Genomic DNA, 16346 nt, shown 5'->3' with positions numbered 1-16346 from the left:
CCTCAGCGCCCCGTCGTGGGCCACGCGAGCGGGAGCAGGTGCTCCACGCTGAGCGGTGCGAGAGGCAGCGTCTCGGCGTCGGCCGGGGTGATCCAGCGGAGCTCGGCGAGCTCCGCCTGCACCGCGACCTCGGCTGCTGCGATCGATACGGAGAATGCCTCGGCGACGACGCGGTGACCCGGTTCGTTCGCGGCCTCGGAGACGAACGTCCCCAACGGCTCGAGGTCTCCCTCGTCGAGGCGCAGCCCGAGCTCCTCGTGCAGCTCGCGGATCAACGTCTGCGATGGGGTCTCGCCCGGTTCGGGCTTGCCCCCGGGCTGCATGAAGCGCGTCGTGCCCTGCTTGCGGACCACCAGCACCCGGCCCGCGTCGTCGACGATCACCGCGGCACTGACATGGATGTCAGGCATCGACCGCGAAGACCTTGCCGGGGTTGAGGATGCCGAGCGGATCGAACACCCGGGTGATCTGCCGCTGCAGCTCCCATTGGTCGTCACCGAGCTCGTCGGCCAGCCAGCGGCTCTTCAGCGTTCCGATCCCATGCTCGCCGGTCAGCGTCCCACCGAGCGCGATCGCCGCCCGGAACAGCTCGTCTGCGGCCGCCCACACCACGGGGGGAGGCTCTGCGCCCTCGAAGATGAAGTTGGGGTGCAGGTTGCCGTCGCCCGCATGCGCCACGGTCGGGATGCTCATCGAGTAGGCCTTCTCGATCCGGGCGATCTCGTCGAACATCGCCGGCATGGCGCTGCGGGGTACCGAGACGTCCTCGATGAGGGTCGTGCCGAGAGCGGACATGGCCGGGTGCATGGCACGGCGGATCGCCAGCAGGCGCTCGCCCTCTTCGCGGTCATGGGAGACCTGGGTCTCGCCGTGGTGCGCCGAGAGGATCGCCGCGATCGTCGTGGCCTCGGCGACGGCCGCAGGCCCGTCGGTCTGGATGGTCAGCTGGGCGCTGCCGGCAGCAGGGAGGGGGAGATCGAGCAGCGCGGCCACGGCGGCCAGGCTGGCTGCGTCCATGAGCTCCATGATCGCGGGCTGGACCCCCGAAGCGGTCACTGCGGCGGAGGCGGCAGCGGCGGAACGTACATCGGGGAACGTCGCGGTGACCGTGCAGGTCGTGCCCTCGACGAGTCGGCGGAGCTTCAGGGTCGCGCCGACGACGACGCCGAGCGTGCCCTCAGAGCCGATCACGAGCGATGTGAGATCGAGCCCTGTCACCCCCTTGACGCTGCGGTGGCCGAGGTGCAGCAGGCGTCCGTCTGCGAGCACGAGGTCGAGGCCGAGCACCGCATCGCGAACCACTCCGTACTTCGCGCACAGAAGACCGCCCGCACCGGTGGCGATGTTCCCGCCCACCGTCGAGATCGCACGGCTCGCGGGGTCGGGCGCCCACCACAGGCCGTGTTCGGCGAGCAGGTCATTCAGGTCGGCGTTGAGGATGCCCGGCTCGACGACGGCGAGCAGGTCGTCGGCGCGGATCTCACGGATCGCGGTCATGCGTCGGGTGGAGAGCACGATCTCTCCCTCTCCGCCGTTCGCAGCACCCGCGAGGCCGGTGCCTGCGCCGCGCACGACGACGGGAGTGCGCGTCTCGGTGGCGATGCGCATCACGCTCTGGACATGCTCGACGGTCTCGGCGTGCACGACCGCCAGCGGGCGTCCGGGGGCCGCGTGTCCGGACTTGTCGGCGCGAGCGTCTTCGAGGGTGGCCGGTGCCGTGTCGACGAGTTCGCCGAGAACTGCCGTGAGCTGTGCGAGCACGCTCATGCGATGCGACGCCGTCCGCTGACCACGCCGGCGCCGACAGCGACGACGGCGAAGGCGATGCCGATGATCGGCTGCTCCATCAGCCACCAGGCGATCGTCACCCCGACGTAGATCAGCAGCTCGACGGCCGCGCGGAGGAACGGGTGCAGTCGCAGCACCGGACGAGGGGAGAGGAAGAGCGCCCAGACCAGGATCACGACGACGGGAGCGCCGATGCCGATGATGATGTTCCACGGGAACGACCACAGGGCGAAGCCCCACAGTGCGAGAGTGCCGACGGCGACGACCAGGACGATCGAGCGGACGATGTCGAGGGCGGTGAAGTTCGGGCGGTCGACGCCGGGTACTGAGGCGGGATCCTGGGGCATGCATCCAGTCTATTCGCCGCAGACGCAGGGCTATTCGCCGCAGATGCAGACGCAGACTTAGAGCGCGGGTACGGCCTCATCCACGACGGCGACGGGCTCGTCGACCCGAGCCTCGTCTGCGAGGGTGACCGCCTCAGCGGGCGCGGGTGCGGGCGTCGTTGCGGGGGCGTCGACAGGAACCGGTGACTCAGCAGGCGCCTCCGCAGGAGCCTGTGCCTCGACGGGGGCGGTCTCGACCGGTGCGGGGGCTTCGGTCTGCGCGGGTGCGACGAGCGTCTGGTCGACCGGCGCAGGCTCGTCGGCCGGTGCCTCGTCGAGGACCTCGTCGACCTGCCCGCCGCAGGACGGCGCGAGCAGTACCGAGTCGAGTGTCACGCCGAGCCCTGCGAGGGTCGTGTTGTGAGGCAGCACAGGCCCGCCATCCGTCACGTAATGGATCTCGACCGTCGTGCCGAGGACGATCTGACCAAGGGTCGGTCGAAGGTCGACCGTGCCTGTTCCCGCGTCGCTCAGTGAAAGGCTGTCTCCGCCGCCGCCGCGGCCGAGGAACGCCTCGATCTCGGCGCCCGGCTGCCCGAGGACGGGCACTGAGACGTGCGTGACACCGTCGCCGTCATCGTCCACGCAGATACTCGCGCCCTGCGTCTCGATCGGCGTGGTCGGAACGGCCGGATCGGTCGGGTCGGTCGGATCGGTGGGGTCGGTGGGGTCGGTCGGATCGACGGGATCGGTCGGTTCCTCAGGCGTACCCGGTTCCACGGGCGGTGCGGGCTTGACGATCTCGACCGGAGCGGCGGGGGCCACGAGTGCAGGAGCCGTGTCCTCGGCGGGTTCCGGGGTCACCGGCGCTTCGACCGGTGGTGCCTCAGGCTGCTTCTCGGGCTCGGTGTCGTCGACGATCACCGGCTTGTCTTCTGCCATCGCCTCGTCAGGACCGACATCGGAGCTGATCGAGGAGGAATCGCTGTCGCCGGCGCTCGGAAGGGACGCGGCGGGGTTCGCTCCGGCGAGCCCCGGGATGATCGTGGCCGCGGCGACGACGCCTGCCACGACGAGTGCGGCGGATCCGGCTCCCACGAGCGCGCCGACTCCGCTGAAGATTCCTCCGGTGGTCGCGCCTCCGGCGCCTCCTCCGGCGGAGCCCCCTGCCGACCCACTCGCAGCACCGCCGGCGACGCCGCCGGATGCGGTTCCTCCGCCTGCGACGACCGCTGCGCCCTGGGTGATGCCCGACGGCATCGCCGCGAGTGCGACGATCGGGGTGCCGCCGCCCTGGAGGGTGGCGAGATAGCCGGCCGAGCCGGCCACTCCGAGCACGAGCGGGAGCAGCACGAGTGCGAGTCGCTTCGACACATCTTTGGCCTCAGCGGCGACGATCATGCAGCGTGCGCATTCGTCGAGGTGCAGTTCGAGTCGCCTGTGGTCGCGGGTGCTGAGGTTGCCGCGCGAGTACGCGCCGAGGTGCTCGATGGTCCACTGGCAGTCCGAGCCGGGCGCTGCGCTGCGCAGGTGCGCCTGGATCCACGCTTCGCGGAGACCCTCACGGGCGCGGAACGCGAGCTGCGAGACGGCGCCGGCCTTCATCCCGAGCAGCGGGCCGGCCTCTTGCGGCTTCATCTGCTCGATCTCGGTGTACCAGAGCACTTCCTGCCACCGGGAGGGGAGGCTGCGGAACGCCTGCGCGGTGAGGCTTCGGTCGAGAGCCTCGTTGGCGGCCTGGTCGGTGCTGTCGGGGTCGGCGACGCTGTCGAGCTCGTCGATCGCCGACTCGCGACGCGACCGCCCCCATGCGGCGGCAGTGTTGCGGATGCTCGTGAACAGGTAGGCGCGGAAGGATCCGTTGGGGCCGCCGCCCTTGATGATCGCCTGATAGATGCGGGTGTATGACTCCTGCACGAGGTCGTCCGGGTCGATCGACGACGTGATCGACCGCGCGACGGACATCCCCGACGGGTAGTGCCGCCTCCAGAGCTCTCCGAACGCCGCCGCGTCACCCGAGCGGGTGCGCAGGACGAGATCGGCGTCTGCGATCGATTCCTCGTGCGAAGTGCTGTCCTGGTCCACTGTCATCCATCTGTCGTGGAGCGCGAGTGCGCCTCCACATGAAGAGACGCGTGAACCCCATTTTCATCACGCGTCTTCTCCATTCTCTCTCCAATCTCCCAGGGTCGCCACCCCTTGAAGGAATCTTCATCCGATCGAGGCTTATCGGAGAAATCCCAGTTCAGGAGAGGATCTGGCCGACCCGGACGAGAATATTCCAAAAATTTCTGAGAAGTCGCGTAATGAATCCGGGTCGACTTCGTCTCATCACATAGAGACAGCCATGGAGCTCCACCGGGGGGCGGAGCTCAGGCGCTGGTGCAAGGGGCAAGTGCACCGGCATGGCGGGTCGGGCACCTCGGGGGAGGAGCGCTCGGCCCGCCAGCTCTCGACGTGGGGGAATGTGACGGGGCCGCCGCTCTGGGGAACGGCGGCCCCTCACCCGCGAGGGGCGCGACCGGAGAACGCAGAGCTGCGCGTCGATGCGCGCGCGGCGTCCGCCTACGGTCGGTCGCCCACCCACACGCGCACGACGCGCAGCTGCGCGTCCAGCAGCACCGCGTCTCCCACGAAGCCGTCGACGAGACGTCCGAGCCTGTCGCCGTATCCGATTGCACGGGCAGGGGTCGCAGTCAACGCCCGCACCGCCTCGGGCAGCGCGACGCCCGCGGCGATCGCCCTGCGCAGCGCGACGTCCTGCGTGAGTGTCGAACCCGCGATCGAGCCGGTGTCGTCGGCGCGGGCGACGCCGTCCTTCACCGTCACGCCGACGGCACCCAGGTCGTAGTGGCCGTCGGCGCTTCCGGCCGCTGCCATCGCGTCGGTGATGAGCGCGACGCGCCCCGGCGCGGAGTCGAAGACGAGCTTGATGACGTGCGGGTCGAGGTGCACGTCGTCGGCGATCGCCTCGAGCACCACTCGGTGGTCGGCGGCTGCCGCCAGCACAGGCCCGGGCGCGCGGTGGTGGATGCCGGGCATCGCGTTGAACGCGTGGGTGAGCACAGAGGCGCCGGCCTCGAAGGCGGCGACCGCCATCGCGGCATCCGCACTCGTGTGGCCGACGGCGGCTGCGGCTCCCGCATCGACGATCTGGCGGATCGCGTCGAGCCCTCCGTCGAGCTCGGGGGCGATCGTGACCTGTCGTATCGTGCCCCGGCCGGCCGCGAGCAGTCTGGAGACGTCGGCGGCGAGGGGATCCCGGAGCAGCGTCGGCTCGTGGGCGCCGTGGTGGGCAGGGTCGAGGAACGGACCCTCGAGGTGCGATCCGAGGATGTCGGCATCCGTCTCCATGAGATCCGCGATCTCACCGATCCGCAGTGCGAGGTCATCGAGCGGTGCGGTCACCAACGAGACGACGGCACGCGTGGTGCCGTGCCGGCGATGCAGGGCTCGAGCCGTGCGGATCGCCTCGACGCCGTCGTCGAAGGACGCGCCGGCGCCTCCGTGACCGTGGATGTCGACGAACCCGGCGGTGAGCACGGCACCGGGCCCGGCGACCGCCGAAGCATCGATGACCTGATCGGCCGGAGTCCAGGTGTCTCCGACGCCGAGTGCCACGACCCGACCGTGCTCGACGCGCACCCAGGCGTCGTCGACGATCGCGCCGTCGTCGACCAGCCGCGCCGAGTGGACGACGAGCGAGCCGGTCGCGGAGGAATCGGGTGTCATCGTGTGCTCCAGGGGATCTCTGCTGCGGGGTGGAAGTCGACGGCCTCAGCCTTCCACAGCGGCGCCATCGACCCGAGACGCACCCGGAACGACTCCCAGTCGCGCTCGGCGGCGTCTCGCGGGGACCATGCGACCTCGGCCTGTGCGGCCGCGCGGGGGAACACCAGTCGTTCGACCTCGTCGAACGTGCGCGTGGTCTCGCTCCACAGCGGAGCCTCGATGCCGAGGATCGCACTGTCGGGAACGTCCAGCACCTCGGTGGGCTCCCACTCATAGGCGGAGCGGACGTCGATGATCGCGGCCCATGTGAGTCCGAGCGGGTAGTCGGCCGAGTACTTCATGTCGAGGTAGGCGACGTCGGCTGCCGACATGATGAGCGCGCCGCCGCGCTCGACGAAGTGCGCGGCCTCTGCGGCGTGCGTGCCTTCCGGGGTGGTCTTGCCCCAGTACTGACCGACGGTGCCCTCGGCGATGTTCCTGGCCGCACCGACCTCGTGCCAGGCGAGCGGGATCTTGCCCTCCTCCACGACGATCGCGGTCGCCCGCTCGACGAACAGATCGAAGTCCGCCTGAGGGGTGCCCAGCGACTCGTCTCCGCCGATGTGGATGTACGGACCTGGGGTCAGCTCTGCCAGTTCCCGCACGACATCTCGCACGAACCCGTAGGTGCGCTCCTCGTGGATGCGGACGCTCGAATGCCCGACTCCCCACCCGAGGTAGGGCTCACCGGCGACGGGCAGCGGCTGCCCGAGGCGCTCCGACTCCGCGAGCAGACCGTCGTTCATGACCGGAGCCTCGACGAGCTCGGGGTAGGCGACGCCGATGGCGTGCGTATGCCCGGGCAGATCGACCTCGGGGATCACGAGCATGTGGTGCGCTGCGGCGTAGGCGACGATCTCGCGGTAGTCGTCCTTCGAGTAGAAGCCGCCGGGATCGCCCAGCGACGCGGTCGAGGAGGCGAGCTCCGTGAGCCTGGGCCAGGAGTCGATGTGGATGCGCCATCCCTGGTCGTCGGTGAGGTGCAGGTGCAGGGTATTGAACTTGAGGGCGCTCGTGGTGCGGATGAACTTCTTGACCTCGTCGACGGAGAAGAAGTGACGTGTGACATCGAGCATCACGCCGCGTCGTGTGAAGCGGGGGGCGTCGGTGATCTCGACGCGGAGCAGTCCCCAGCCGTCGTCGTCCTCGCGGAGCAGCTGCAGCAGCGTCTGCACGCCGTAGAACAGGCCGGCCTCGTCGCCGCCGACGATCTCGACGGAGTCCGTGACCGTGAGGGTGTAGCCCTCGGGGGCTGCCGTCTCTGCGTCGATGCGGAGGAGGATCTCTCCCGTCGTGTCGGAGGAACGGGTGAGGTGGATGTCGCTGCGACGAGCGACGGCGTCGATCAGGTGAGCGGCGACAGGGGAGTCGCCGACGACTCGAGCTGTCTGGGAGAGGGGCATCCGGCCATCGCCGACGATGACGGAAACGGGCAGAGGGACCAGAGGCATGGAATGGGGAAGGACCATGAACAAAACCTACCCTGCGCCGCGCCGGGAGCACAGGGAAATCGGCTATGCTCGTAACCGTCGCGACTGGCGTCTGGGTGGACTACCACCGGGGAGCGACTGACCACGGAATTCGACCGCGCGCCTGGGCCGATAGGTATACCCCTTTCGAATCCGTTGTCAGAGGAGCATGTCATGACCGACCGTTACTTCAACGCCCCGCTCGCCGAGGTCGATCCCGAGATCGCACAGGTCCTCGACCGTGAGCTCAAGCGCCAGCAGACGTTCCTCGAGATGATCGCATCCGAGAACTTCGTTCCCGTCTCGGTGCTGCAGGCACAGGGCTCCGTGCTCACGAACAAGTACGCCGAGGGCTACCCCGGCCGCCGCTACTACGGTGGCTGCGAAGAGGTCGATGTCGCGGAAGAACTCGCGATCCAGCGTGCGAAGGACCTGTTCGGCTCGGAGTTCGCCAACGTGCAGCCCCACTCGGGAGCATCCGCCAACGCCGCCGTGCTGCACGCGATCGCGCGCCCGGGCGACACGCTCCTCGGTCTCGCCCTCGACCAGGGCGGTCACCTGACCCACGGCATGAAGATCAACTTCTCGGGCCGTCTCTACGACATCGTCGCCTACGGCGTCGACCCCGAGACCTCGACCATCGACATGGACGAGGTGCGTCGCCTCGCGATCGAGCACAAGCCGAAGGTCATCATCGCCGGCTGGTCGGCGTACCCCCGCACGCTCGACTTCGCCGCCTTCCGCGCGATCGCCGACGAGGTCGGCGCGCTGCTCTGGGTAGACATGGCGCACTTCGCCGGTCTCGTCGCCGCGGGCCTGCACCCGAACCCGGTGCCACATGCGCACGTCGTCTCATCGACCGTGCACAAGACCATCGGCGGCCCCCGCTCGGGCTTCATCCTGACGAACGACGCCGACCTCGCGAAGAAGATCAACACGGCCGTCTTCCCGGGGCAGCAGGGCGGACCCCTCATGCACGTGATCGCCGCCAAGGCGACCGCATTCAAGCTCGCGGGCACCCCCGAGTTCAAGGAGCGTCAGGAGCGCACCCTGCGCGGCGCATCGATCCTTGCCGAGCGTCTCTCGCAGCAGGATGTGAAGGACGCGGGCATCGGAGTGCGCTCGGGCGGCACCGACGTGCACCTCGTGCTGGTCGACCTGCGTGACGCCGACATCGACGGCAAGCAGGCGGAAGACCTCCTGCACGACATCCACATCACCGTCAACCGCAACGCGGTGCCGAACGACCCACGCCCGCCCATGGTGACCTCGGGCCTGCGCATCGGTACGCCGGCGCTCGCGACCCGCGGTTTCGGCGACGCCGAGTTCACCGAGGTCGCCGATGTGATCGCGCTCGCGCTGCTTCCCGGTGCCGATGTCGAGGCCCTCCGTGCTCGCGTCGATGCGCTCGCCGCAGGCTTCCCGCTCTACCCGGACCTGCAGCAATGACCGCTGCGATCCTCGACGGCAAGGCGGCGTCGGCTGCGATCAAGGCCGAGCTCACCGAGCGGGTCGCCGTGCTGAAGGCGAAGGGCATCGTCCCGGGCATCGCGACCGTTCTCGTCGGTGCCGACCCGGCATCCCAGCTCTACGTGGGCATGAAGCACCGTCAGTCCGAGGCGATCGGGATGAATTCGATCCAGCGCGAGCTGCCGGCCGACGCCACCCAGGCCGACGTCGAGGCGCTGATCGATGAGCTCAACGCCGATCCGGACTGCCACGGCTACATCGTGCAGCTGCCGCTGCCGAAGCACATCGACACCGACGCGATCCTCGAGCGGATCGACCCGGCGAAGGATGCGGATGGCCTGCACCCGACGAACCTCGGCCGACTCGTGCTCAACGTCAACAACCCGATCCACACTCCGCTGCCGTGCACGCCGCGCGGAGTGATCGAGCTGCTGCTGCGCAACGGCTACGACTTCGCGGGCAAGCACGTCGTGGTCGTCGGACGAGGGGTCACCATCGGTCGCTCGATCGGGCTGCTGTTGACCCGCCGCGACCTGAACGCCACCGTCACGCTCACGCACACCGGCACGGTCGACATGCCGCGCTATCTGCGTGAGGCCGACGTGATCGTGGCCGCAGCGGGCGTCAAGCACCTCATCCGTGCCGAGGACGTCAAGCCGGGTGCTGCCGTGCTCGATGTGGGCGTGACGCGAGAGACCGACCCCGAGACGGGCAAGAACCTGGTCTTCGGAGACGTGCACCCTGGTGTCGCCGAGGTCGCCGGATGGGTCTCGCCCAACCCCGGCGGCGTCGGCCCGATGACCGTCGCACTGCTCATGACGAACGTCGTCGAGGCTGCTGAACGCCTCGTCTGACCCTCATCGGTCCCGATCTGCTGATCCGGTCCCGATCTGCTGATCTCTCCCGCTGATTCGTCCGCGAAACGGGGCGAGGTCCGCAGATCGGGACCGTCTGCGTTCAGCCGAGTTCGTCGAGCATCCGTCGCTGCTCGGGCGTCAAGCCGTCGTGGAGCTCCTCGCGCGCCTCGGTGGTGGCCGACGCGGCGGGGGCGGCGGCGGAGGCAGACGCGGACTTCTTGCCCGACACCCTGCCCTGGACCGCGTCGTAGAGCTCGCCCGCCTTCGCCCGCAGCTTGTCGTCGACCTGGTCGTAGATCATCCAGCCGAAGAGCAGGAACAGCGGAGGAAGCGCGTAGCTCCAGAACCCGGAGGCGCGGACGCCGCTCAGCCACACGACGGCCACCCAGATGAGGAGCTCGACGAGGTAGACGAGGACGTACTGCACGACCTTCTCACCGGTCTTGGTGCGGTCGGCTGCGGACTTGGCCGCCGCCTTGCGGAACGCGCCGGTGAGCAGCGGCTTCACGAACAGCGCCGCGAGAGTCAGGATGACCGCGGCCCAGAGCGCGTGGAACCCGACGGAGACACCAGCGGACACAAGGCCGATGAGCAGCAGCACCGCGACGTTGAACACGTAGAGGGCGGCGAACCGGACGATTCCGTTCTTCATGCGACCAGAATTCCACAATCCCGGATGCTGTGGCACCTTTCGGGCGACCCGGGAGTGCTCAGCGGGCGGGGAAGGCCCGCTCGACCGCATCCACCACCGCGTCGTAGACGGAGTCCCAGGGGACGAGCGGGGGAGTGACGCCGGCGAGCTCGAGGCTCACGGCGCCATGCACCTGTGCCCAGACGGTGAGGGCTGCGGCCATCACGTCGGGCTCGTCGACGCGTGCCGCGAGAGCGCGCACGAGGGGCGCCATCGCCGTGCTCATGGTGGCGTCGTCGGGGCGGCAGTCTTCGGTGGCCACCCCGCCTCCGAACATCAGACGATAGAGCGCCGGATTCGCCATGGCCCACGACCGGTATGCGAGCCCGAGGGCGCGCAGCCCCTGTGGTTCGGCTACCGCCTGTGCGCCGCCGAACGACGCGAATCCGTGCTCGATGACGGCTACGAGCAACTCGGTCTTGCCGCCGAAGAGGGCGTAGACCGCCGAGGTCGAGGTGCCGGCGTTCTGCGCGATGTCGCGCAGGCTGATCCGCTCCGGACCCTTGTGGTCGACCATCTCGGCTGTCGCATCGAGGAGGCGGCGGCGCAGCGCGTCGTCGTACAGAGGAGGTCTTGCCATGGGGTCGAGCTTATCGTAACGTTGTTGTATAACGTAGTTACATAACAATGTTCCAAGGAGTGGCTCATGACTCAGCAGGTCTTCCCCGGTCGATTCACCGCATCGCCGGAACGCTCGGACGTCACGGTCTTCCTGATCGGGATGCGGGCGAATCGATGGTGGCAGCTGGGGCGCGTGATGCGCACGGCCAGCAAGATGCCGCCGATGCTACGGCATCTCGCAACTCATGAGGATGCGGGGATGCTCGGCGCCCACAGCTGGTTCGGTCGCACGACGATCCTCCTGTCGTACTGGGAGAGCCCGGAGCATCTGCAGCGCTTCGCCGCCGACCGCGACGCGCCGCACCTGCAGCCGTGGCGCGACTTCATGCGGACCCTGCAGGGGAGCGGCAGTGTGGGCGTCTGGCACGAGACCTATCAGGTGCCGGTGGCCGACCTCGAGGCGGTATATGTCGACATGCCGGTGTTCGGACTCGCAGCAGCCACCGCCCATGCACCGGTCGGCCCCGGAACGAAGACAGCGCGTCAGCGGCTGGGCCGCTGACGCGCTGTCTTCGGTGGAGATCAGCCCTGCGGGTGCAGGCTGCTCTCGATGTTCGTGATGCGCGCCTGTTCGTCGAAACGGAACGTCGCGGTACCGGTGCTGTCGGCGATCGTGGCTCCCGTGAAGGACTCATCGGTCCAGGTGAGCGTCCACCCGGCCAGTCGAGCGGCATCCCAGACCGCTGTGCGCGCGTCTGCCATCGCGAGGCCCGACAGGATGCGGGGCAGGACGATCGCCGCGGATGCGACGGTGAGCGGGGGGAGCGGCGCGTCGAGCAGGAACACCGCGTACGTGCCCCCGCCGACTGGAGCGAGGTAATACGGCGCCCGTCCGGTGAGCTCGACGGCCACGGCGCCGACCGTGTGGGCCGCCCGCGTGATCCACTCGGCATCGCCAGAGGCGTCGTCAGGGAAGGGGAGCTCGGTCTGGCTCAGCTCGGCGATGCCGTGCTCGGTGCCGTAATCGCGCAGCTGCGCGGCGACACCGGCGGAGTCTCCCTGCGGGTGTGCCCACGCCCAGAGCAGCGAACGGGGTCCGGGCGCGATCGTCGCGACGAGGTGCGCCCGCGTCACGATCTGACGCGAGGCGTCGTCATTCGACGTGAACGTGAGAGTCCCGGCGGACATGTCGGCATCCCAGCGGTTGTCGCCGAGGCTCTCGAGGGCGGTGGTCAGCGAATCCTGGCGGAGAGCGGTGAACAGTGCGGCACGGTCTGCGAGCGGCTGGAGCGCGGCGAAGGTCATGCCCCCAGTCTCACCCGGATTGCTATGAATCCGCCAACTCCTCGCGTGCGGGCACCGCATCCGCAGGGCGGCCCATGCGCCAGACGCTCGGCACCAGCAGGGTCACCACCGCGATCGATGCGTAGAGGATCCCCGAGGTGACCAGGACGGTCTCGACGTCGCTGTGCGTGATGAGCCAGCCGTACACCAGGGTGCCAATGGGCATCACGACGTAGCTCCCGAGCATGTCGTAGCTCGAGACACGCGACAGCTTGTCGCCGGGCACGTTCTCCATCATCGCGAGGTTCCACCCGGTGCTGAACACCTCGGCTCCCGCGCCGGCGATGAACGCGGCGATCGCCAGCAGGATCACGGCGGGGTGGATGCCGAGCACCGTGAGCGGGATCGCGAACGCGGCCATGCCGATCATCCCGTAGCGCAGCGGACGCTTCAGCGGGAACCACATCAGCACGAGCGTCATCAGCAGGATGCCGACGCCTTCGGCGCTGACCACCCAGCCCCACCCGGCTATACCGAGCCTTTCGTCGTTCTTCGCGATGTACGGACCGACGACGCCCCAGGCGCCGATGTGGATCGCGTTCATCACCATGAAGGCGAGCACGATCACCCACAACCAGGTGCGGCCCCAGAACTCCTGCCATCCGACGCGGAGGTCATGGAACATCGTGGTTCCGCCGGCATGGTCGGGCGGGGGGAGCCTGACCATCGCCAGGACGGGGATCGCGATGACCCAGCCGATCCCCTGCACGACCATCGCCCACGCGGGGCCGGCCGCAGCGACGACGATGCCGGCGATGATCGGGCCGCCGATGGTGGTCGCGGAGCGCACGAACGACAGCATCGCGTTCGCCTGCTGCAGGTGCTCGGCGGAGGTGAGCTGCGGGATGATCCCCTGCATCGCCGGCAGCACGAACGCGGTGGAGGCACCGTTCACGACCGACAGCAGCGCGAGCAGGGGAACCGTGGCGGTGCCGCTGAACAGGAGCGCCGCCATCGCCCCGACGGTGAGGATGTCGATCACGTAGCAGGACTGGATGATGAGCGCACGCGGCAGCCGGTCGGCGATCACCCCGCCGAACAGCAGGAAGACGATGTTGCTGACCGTGAAGGCGGCGAGCACGAGCGACAGGGAACGGGCGTCGTTGTCGATCTCGAGCACCGCGAAGGCCAGGGCGATCGACGACATCGACCCGGCGATCAGCGTGATCGCGCGGGCGAGGAAGAACCAGCGGAATCCCTTGTCCTGCATCGCGGCGAGCGCGCGGATCATGACGGCGCCTCGCTTCGCTGCATCCGTCAATCCTGCCACCACGCCGGGCGGCGCCGGCGTCAGTAGCTGGCGCGGGTCGCGTCGTCGGATGCCGGGATGAAGCGGGCGGCGAGCGCCTCGGATGCCCGCGCGAGCATCGCCACGTCGGCGCCGACCGCCACGAAGTCCGCCCCGGCCGCGATGTAGGCATCGGCGGCTGACGTGTCGAAGGCGTTGACGCCCACGGGCTTGCCTGCGGCCTTCACCGCTGCGAAGACCTGCTCTACCGCACTGACCACCTCGGGGTGGGTCTGCTGGCCGAGCAGCCCCATCGACGCCGAGAGGTCGGAGGGGCCCACGAACACCGCATCCACTCCGTCGACGACCGCGATATCGGCGGCGGCCTCGACCCCCGCGGCCGTCTCGATCTGCACGGTCAGCGACGTGTGCTGAGCCGAGTCCTGCAGGTACCGTTCGACGCGGTTCCAGCGGGCGCTGCGCGCGAGCGCGCTGCCGACACCGCGCACGCCCTCGGGCGGATAGCGGGTCGCCGACACGGCCGCGCGCGCCTCTGCGGCCGACGAGACCATCGGCACGATGAGGTTCTGTGCGCCGAGATCGAGGACCTGCTTGATCGCCACCGTGTCGTTGGACGGCACGCGCACGACCGGGGCGATCGGGTATGCGGCGGCGACCTGCAGCTGCAACAGGGTCGACTCGAGCGTGTTCGCCGAGTGCTCCATGTCGATGAGCAGCCAGTCGAGGCCTGATCCCGCTGCCACCTCGGTCACGAGCGGGCTGCCCGAGCAGGCCCACATGCCGATCAGCGAGCGGTCGGCGGAGGCGAGCTGCTCGCGGAAGGAGGGGCTCAGCTGAAGCGGCATTCGATCGTTCCCATCGGTCCGTAGTCGCACAGCACCTGATCGCCGCGCGACACCCACATCGGGCGTGTGAACGATCCTGCCAGGATGATCTCCCCGGCCTCCAGACGCGCGCCGTGCTGGTGGAACTTGTTCGCGAGCCACGCGACACCGGTGGCGGGGTGGCCGAGCACGCCGGCCGCGACGCCCGTCTCCTCGATCTCGCCGTTGCGCGAGAGCACACCGGGCACCCAGCGCAGATCGATCTCGTCAGGACGCTTGTGCACGGTGCCCAGCACCATCGCACCGTACGCGGCGTTGTCGCTGATCGTGTCGACGATCGTGCGCCCCTCGAGCTCGATGTGCGAGTTCAGCACCTCGAGCGCCGGCACCGCGTAGTCGATCGCCGCAAGGGCGTCGTCGAGAGTGCAGTCGGGGCCCTCGAGCGGATGCTTGAGCACGAACGCGAGCTCGACCTCGATGCGCACGTTCGAGAAGTGGTCGACCGGTATCTCGACGCCCGACTCGTAGACGGTGTCGTCGAACATCACGCCGTAGTCGGGCTCGGTGATGCCCGTGGCCTGCTGCATCGCCTTGGAGGTCAGCCCGATCTTGCGGCCGACCAGTCGGCGCCCCGCAGCGATCTGCGAGTCGCGCCACACGCCCTGGATCGCGTAGGAGTCCTCGACCGTCGCCTCCGGATACCGCGCGGTGATGCGCGGGATCACGGCGTGGTTCCGGTCGGCTTCGGCGAGCTCAGCGGCGATCTGCGCGACGGTGTCTGCGGACAGCATCCGTTCCTCCTCTGTCTGTGAACCTGTGTGCGAGTCGGTCAGAGCTGGTGGCCGAGCTTGTACTCGCCCTGCTTGTACTCGGGCATGCCCTCGTCGTCGGGGCGCGTGTACGAGAACCCGTCTGCGCCGATCGTCACGGCCATCTCGGAGCTGTCGGTGCGGTCGATGACCGGCTGCGGGTTGCCGTCGAGGTCGAGCACGAGCGAGGCCTCGGTGTACCAAGAGGGCACGACGGGGTTGCCCCACCAGTCACGGCGCTGGTTGTCGTGCACGTCCCACGTGATGACCGGGTTGTCGGGGTCGCCCGTGTAGTAGTCCTGCGTGTAGACCTCGACACGGTGCCCGTCGGGGTCGCGCAGGTACAGGTAGAACGCGTTCGAGACGCCATGACGGCCGGGGCCGCGCTCGATCGCGTCGGAGCGGCGGAGGGCGCCGAGCTTGTCGCAGATCGCAAGGATGTTGTGCTTCTCATGCGTCGCGAAGCACACATGGTGCATGCGGGGTCCGTCGCCGCCGGTCATCGCGGTGTCGTGCACGGTGGGCTTGCGGCGCATCCACGCGGCGTACACGGTGCCCTCGTCGTCCTGGATGTCCTCCGTCACGCGGAAGCCCAGATCCTGCATGAACTTGACGGCGCGGGGCACATCGGGGGTGACCTGGTTGAAGTGGTCGAGACGCACGAGCTCGCCGGGGATGTGCAGGTCGTAGCGCCACGACATCCGCTCGACGTGGTCGGACTGGTGGAAGAACTCGATGGGGAAGCCCAGCGGATCGACCACGCGCACGGAGTCACCGACACCCTTGACGAAGCCGTCGGGGTTGCGGCGCACGTCGCAGCCGAGCTCGGTGTAGAACTCCACTGCCCTGTCGAGGTCCGAGGCGTCGCGCACACGGTACGAGAATGCGGCGACCGCGGCGATCGGTCCCTTGCGCAGCACGAGGTTGTGGTGGATGAACTCCTCGGTCGAGCGCAGGTAGATCGCCTCGTCGTCCTCTTCGGTCACATACAGGCCCAGGACGTCGACGTAGAACACCCGGGACGCCGCGAGGTCTGTGACGACCAGCTCCATGTAGGCGCAGCGCAGCACGTCAGGCGGCGTGCTCTCAGGGGTCGGGACGGGGTTGTCGGTCTGGATCGGAGCCTCCTGGCTCACGTAGTAGCCCGATGAGGTCAGCGTCTTCGCAGTCTTGTCGGTCATCGCAGG

Annotated in this window: 16 protein-coding genes and 1 riboswitch; of the genes, 3 read left to right on the top strand and 13 right to left on the bottom strand. The window is 68.8% G+C overall.

Annotation, left to right across the window (positions count from 1 at the left end):
• Positions 1 to 2 precede the first annotated feature (2 nt).
• The 6 genes from ACQ4LY_RS00305 to ACQ4LY_RS00280 form a co-directional block, all read right to left on the bottom strand.
• Positions 3 to 410 (bottom strand): NUDIX hydrolase, encoded by a 408-nt coding sequence (locus tag ACQ4LY_RS00305; RefSeq protein ID WP_431073996.1) that lies wholly within the window; start codon positions 408 to 410, stop codon positions 3 to 5.
• Positions 403 to 1767 carry an FAD-binding oxidoreductase gene (locus tag ACQ4LY_RS00300; protein ID WP_431073994.1) on the bottom strand — a complete coding sequence of 455 codons (1365 nt, stop codon included), beginning with the start codon at positions 1765 to 1767 and terminating at the stop codon, positions 403 to 405. The genes ACQ4LY_RS00305 and ACQ4LY_RS00300 overlap by 8 nt, the downstream gene beginning before the upstream one ends.
• Positions 1764 to 2135, bottom strand: a complete 372-nt coding sequence (locus ACQ4LY_RS00295) for a YrdB family protein (RefSeq protein ID WP_431073992.1) — start codon at positions 2133 to 2135, stop codon at positions 1764 to 1766. Before ACQ4LY_RS00295 ends, ACQ4LY_RS00300 begins: the two co-directional genes overlap by 4 nt.
• Positions 2136 to 2192: 57 nt before the next feature.
• Positions 2193 to 4205, bottom strand: a complete 2013-nt coding sequence (locus ACQ4LY_RS00290) for a sigma-70 family RNA polymerase sigma factor (protein WP_431073990.1) — start codon at positions 4203 to 4205, stop codon at positions 2193 to 2195.
• Between the two features lie 474 nt (positions 4206 to 4679).
• Complete coding sequence (gene nagA / locus ACQ4LY_RS00285) at positions 4680 to 5846, bottom strand: N-acetylglucosamine-6-phosphate deacetylase (protein ID WP_431073988.1); 1167 nt, start codon at positions 5844 to 5846, stop codon at positions 4680 to 4682.
• Positions 5843 to 7354: a beta-N-acetylhexosaminidase gene (locus ACQ4LY_RS00280; protein ID WP_431073986.1), complete on the bottom strand. Its 1512-nt coding sequence runs from the start codon at positions 7352 to 7354 to the stop codon at positions 5843 to 5845. The genes nagA and ACQ4LY_RS00280 overlap by 4 nt, the downstream gene beginning before the upstream one ends.
• A gap of 52 nt (positions 7355 to 7406) precedes the next feature.
• Positions 7407 to 7491: riboswitch (ZMP/ZTP riboswitch) on the top strand.
• A gap of 37 nt (positions 7492 to 7528) precedes the next feature.
• Between ACQ4LY_RS00280 and glyA the strand changes: the two genes are divergently transcribed.
• Both glyA and ACQ4LY_RS00270 read left to right on the top strand, forming a co-directional pair.
• A complete protein-coding gene (gene glyA / locus ACQ4LY_RS00275) occupies positions 7529 to 8803 on the top strand; it encodes a serine hydroxymethyltransferase (protein ID WP_431073984.1) in 1275 nt (424 codons plus the stop codon).
• Entirely contained in the window at positions 8800 to 9678 is an 879-nt protein-coding gene (locus ACQ4LY_RS00270) for a bifunctional methylenetetrahydrofolate dehydrogenase/methenyltetrahydrofolate cyclohydrolase (protein WP_431073982.1), read from the top strand. Before glyA ends, ACQ4LY_RS00270 begins: the two co-directional genes overlap by 4 nt.
• A 103-nt stretch (positions 9679 to 9781) precedes the next feature.
• Here ACQ4LY_RS00270 and ACQ4LY_RS00265 read toward each other — a convergent pair whose 3' ends face one another.
• Both ACQ4LY_RS00265 and ACQ4LY_RS00260 read right to left on the bottom strand, forming a co-directional pair.
• Positions 9782 to 10333, bottom strand: a complete 552-nt coding sequence (locus tag ACQ4LY_RS00265; RefSeq protein WP_431073980.1) for a hypothetical protein — start codon at positions 10331 to 10333, stop codon at positions 9782 to 9784.
• 58 nt (positions 10334 to 10391) lie between these two features.
• Positions 10392 to 10952, bottom strand: a complete 561-nt coding sequence (locus ACQ4LY_RS00260) for a TetR/AcrR family transcriptional regulator (protein ID WP_431073978.1) — start codon at positions 10950 to 10952, stop codon at positions 10392 to 10394.
• Positions 10953 to 11018: 66 nt separating this feature from the next.
• On the opposite strand from ACQ4LY_RS00260, the gene ACQ4LY_RS00255 reads away from it, so the two are divergent.
• Positions 11019 to 11495, top strand: coding sequence for a DUF4188 domain-containing protein (locus tag ACQ4LY_RS00255; RefSeq protein WP_431073976.1), 477 nt, complete (start codon positions 11019 to 11021; stop codon positions 11493 to 11495).
• A 20-nt stretch (positions 11496 to 11515) separates the two neighbouring features.
• On the opposite strand, the gene ACQ4LY_RS00250 is transcribed toward ACQ4LY_RS00255, so the two are convergent.
• The 5 genes from ACQ4LY_RS00250 to hpaD are packed head-to-tail and all read right to left on the bottom strand — an operon-like array spanning position 11516 to position 16340.
• On the bottom strand, positions 11516 to 12238 hold the full coding sequence (locus ACQ4LY_RS00250) for a DUF6882 domain-containing protein (protein ID WP_431073974.1): 723 nt from the start codon (positions 12236 to 12238) through the stop codon (positions 11516 to 11518).
• 22 nt (positions 12239 to 12260) lie between these two features.
• Positions 12261 to 13508 (bottom strand): MFS transporter, encoded by a 1248-nt coding sequence (locus ACQ4LY_RS00245; RefSeq protein WP_431073972.1) that lies wholly within the window; start codon positions 13506 to 13508, stop codon positions 12261 to 12263.
• A 59-nt stretch (positions 13509 to 13567) separates the two neighbouring features.
• The gene (locus ACQ4LY_RS00240; RefSeq protein WP_431073971.1) at positions 13568 to 14371 is read right to left on the bottom strand and encodes an HpcH/HpaI aldolase family protein; all 804 of its coding nucleotides are present in this window, start codon (positions 14369 to 14371) and stop codon (positions 13568 to 13570) included.
• Positions 14356 to 15141 carry a 2-keto-4-pentenoate hydratase gene (locus ACQ4LY_RS00235; RefSeq protein WP_431073969.1) on the bottom strand — a complete coding sequence of 262 codons (786 nt, stop codon included), beginning with the start codon at positions 15139 to 15141 and terminating at the stop codon, positions 14356 to 14358. Before ACQ4LY_RS00235 ends, ACQ4LY_RS00240 begins: the two co-directional genes overlap by 16 nt.
• Positions 15142 to 15179: 38 nt before the next feature.
• Positions 15180 to 16340: a 3,4-dihydroxyphenylacetate 2,3-dioxygenase gene (gene hpaD, locus ACQ4LY_RS00230; RefSeq protein WP_431073967.1), complete on the bottom strand. Its 1161-nt coding sequence runs from the start codon at positions 16338 to 16340 to the stop codon at positions 15180 to 15182.
• Positions 16341 to 16346: the final 6 nt, after the last annotated feature.

The organism is Microbacterium phyllosphaerae (assembly GCF_050628115.1).
Lineage (GTDB): Bacteria > Actinomycetota > Actinomycetes > Actinomycetales > Microbacteriaceae > Microbacterium > Microbacterium phyllosphaerae_A.
This window is presented reverse-complemented; position numbering and strand designations above follow the sequence as displayed.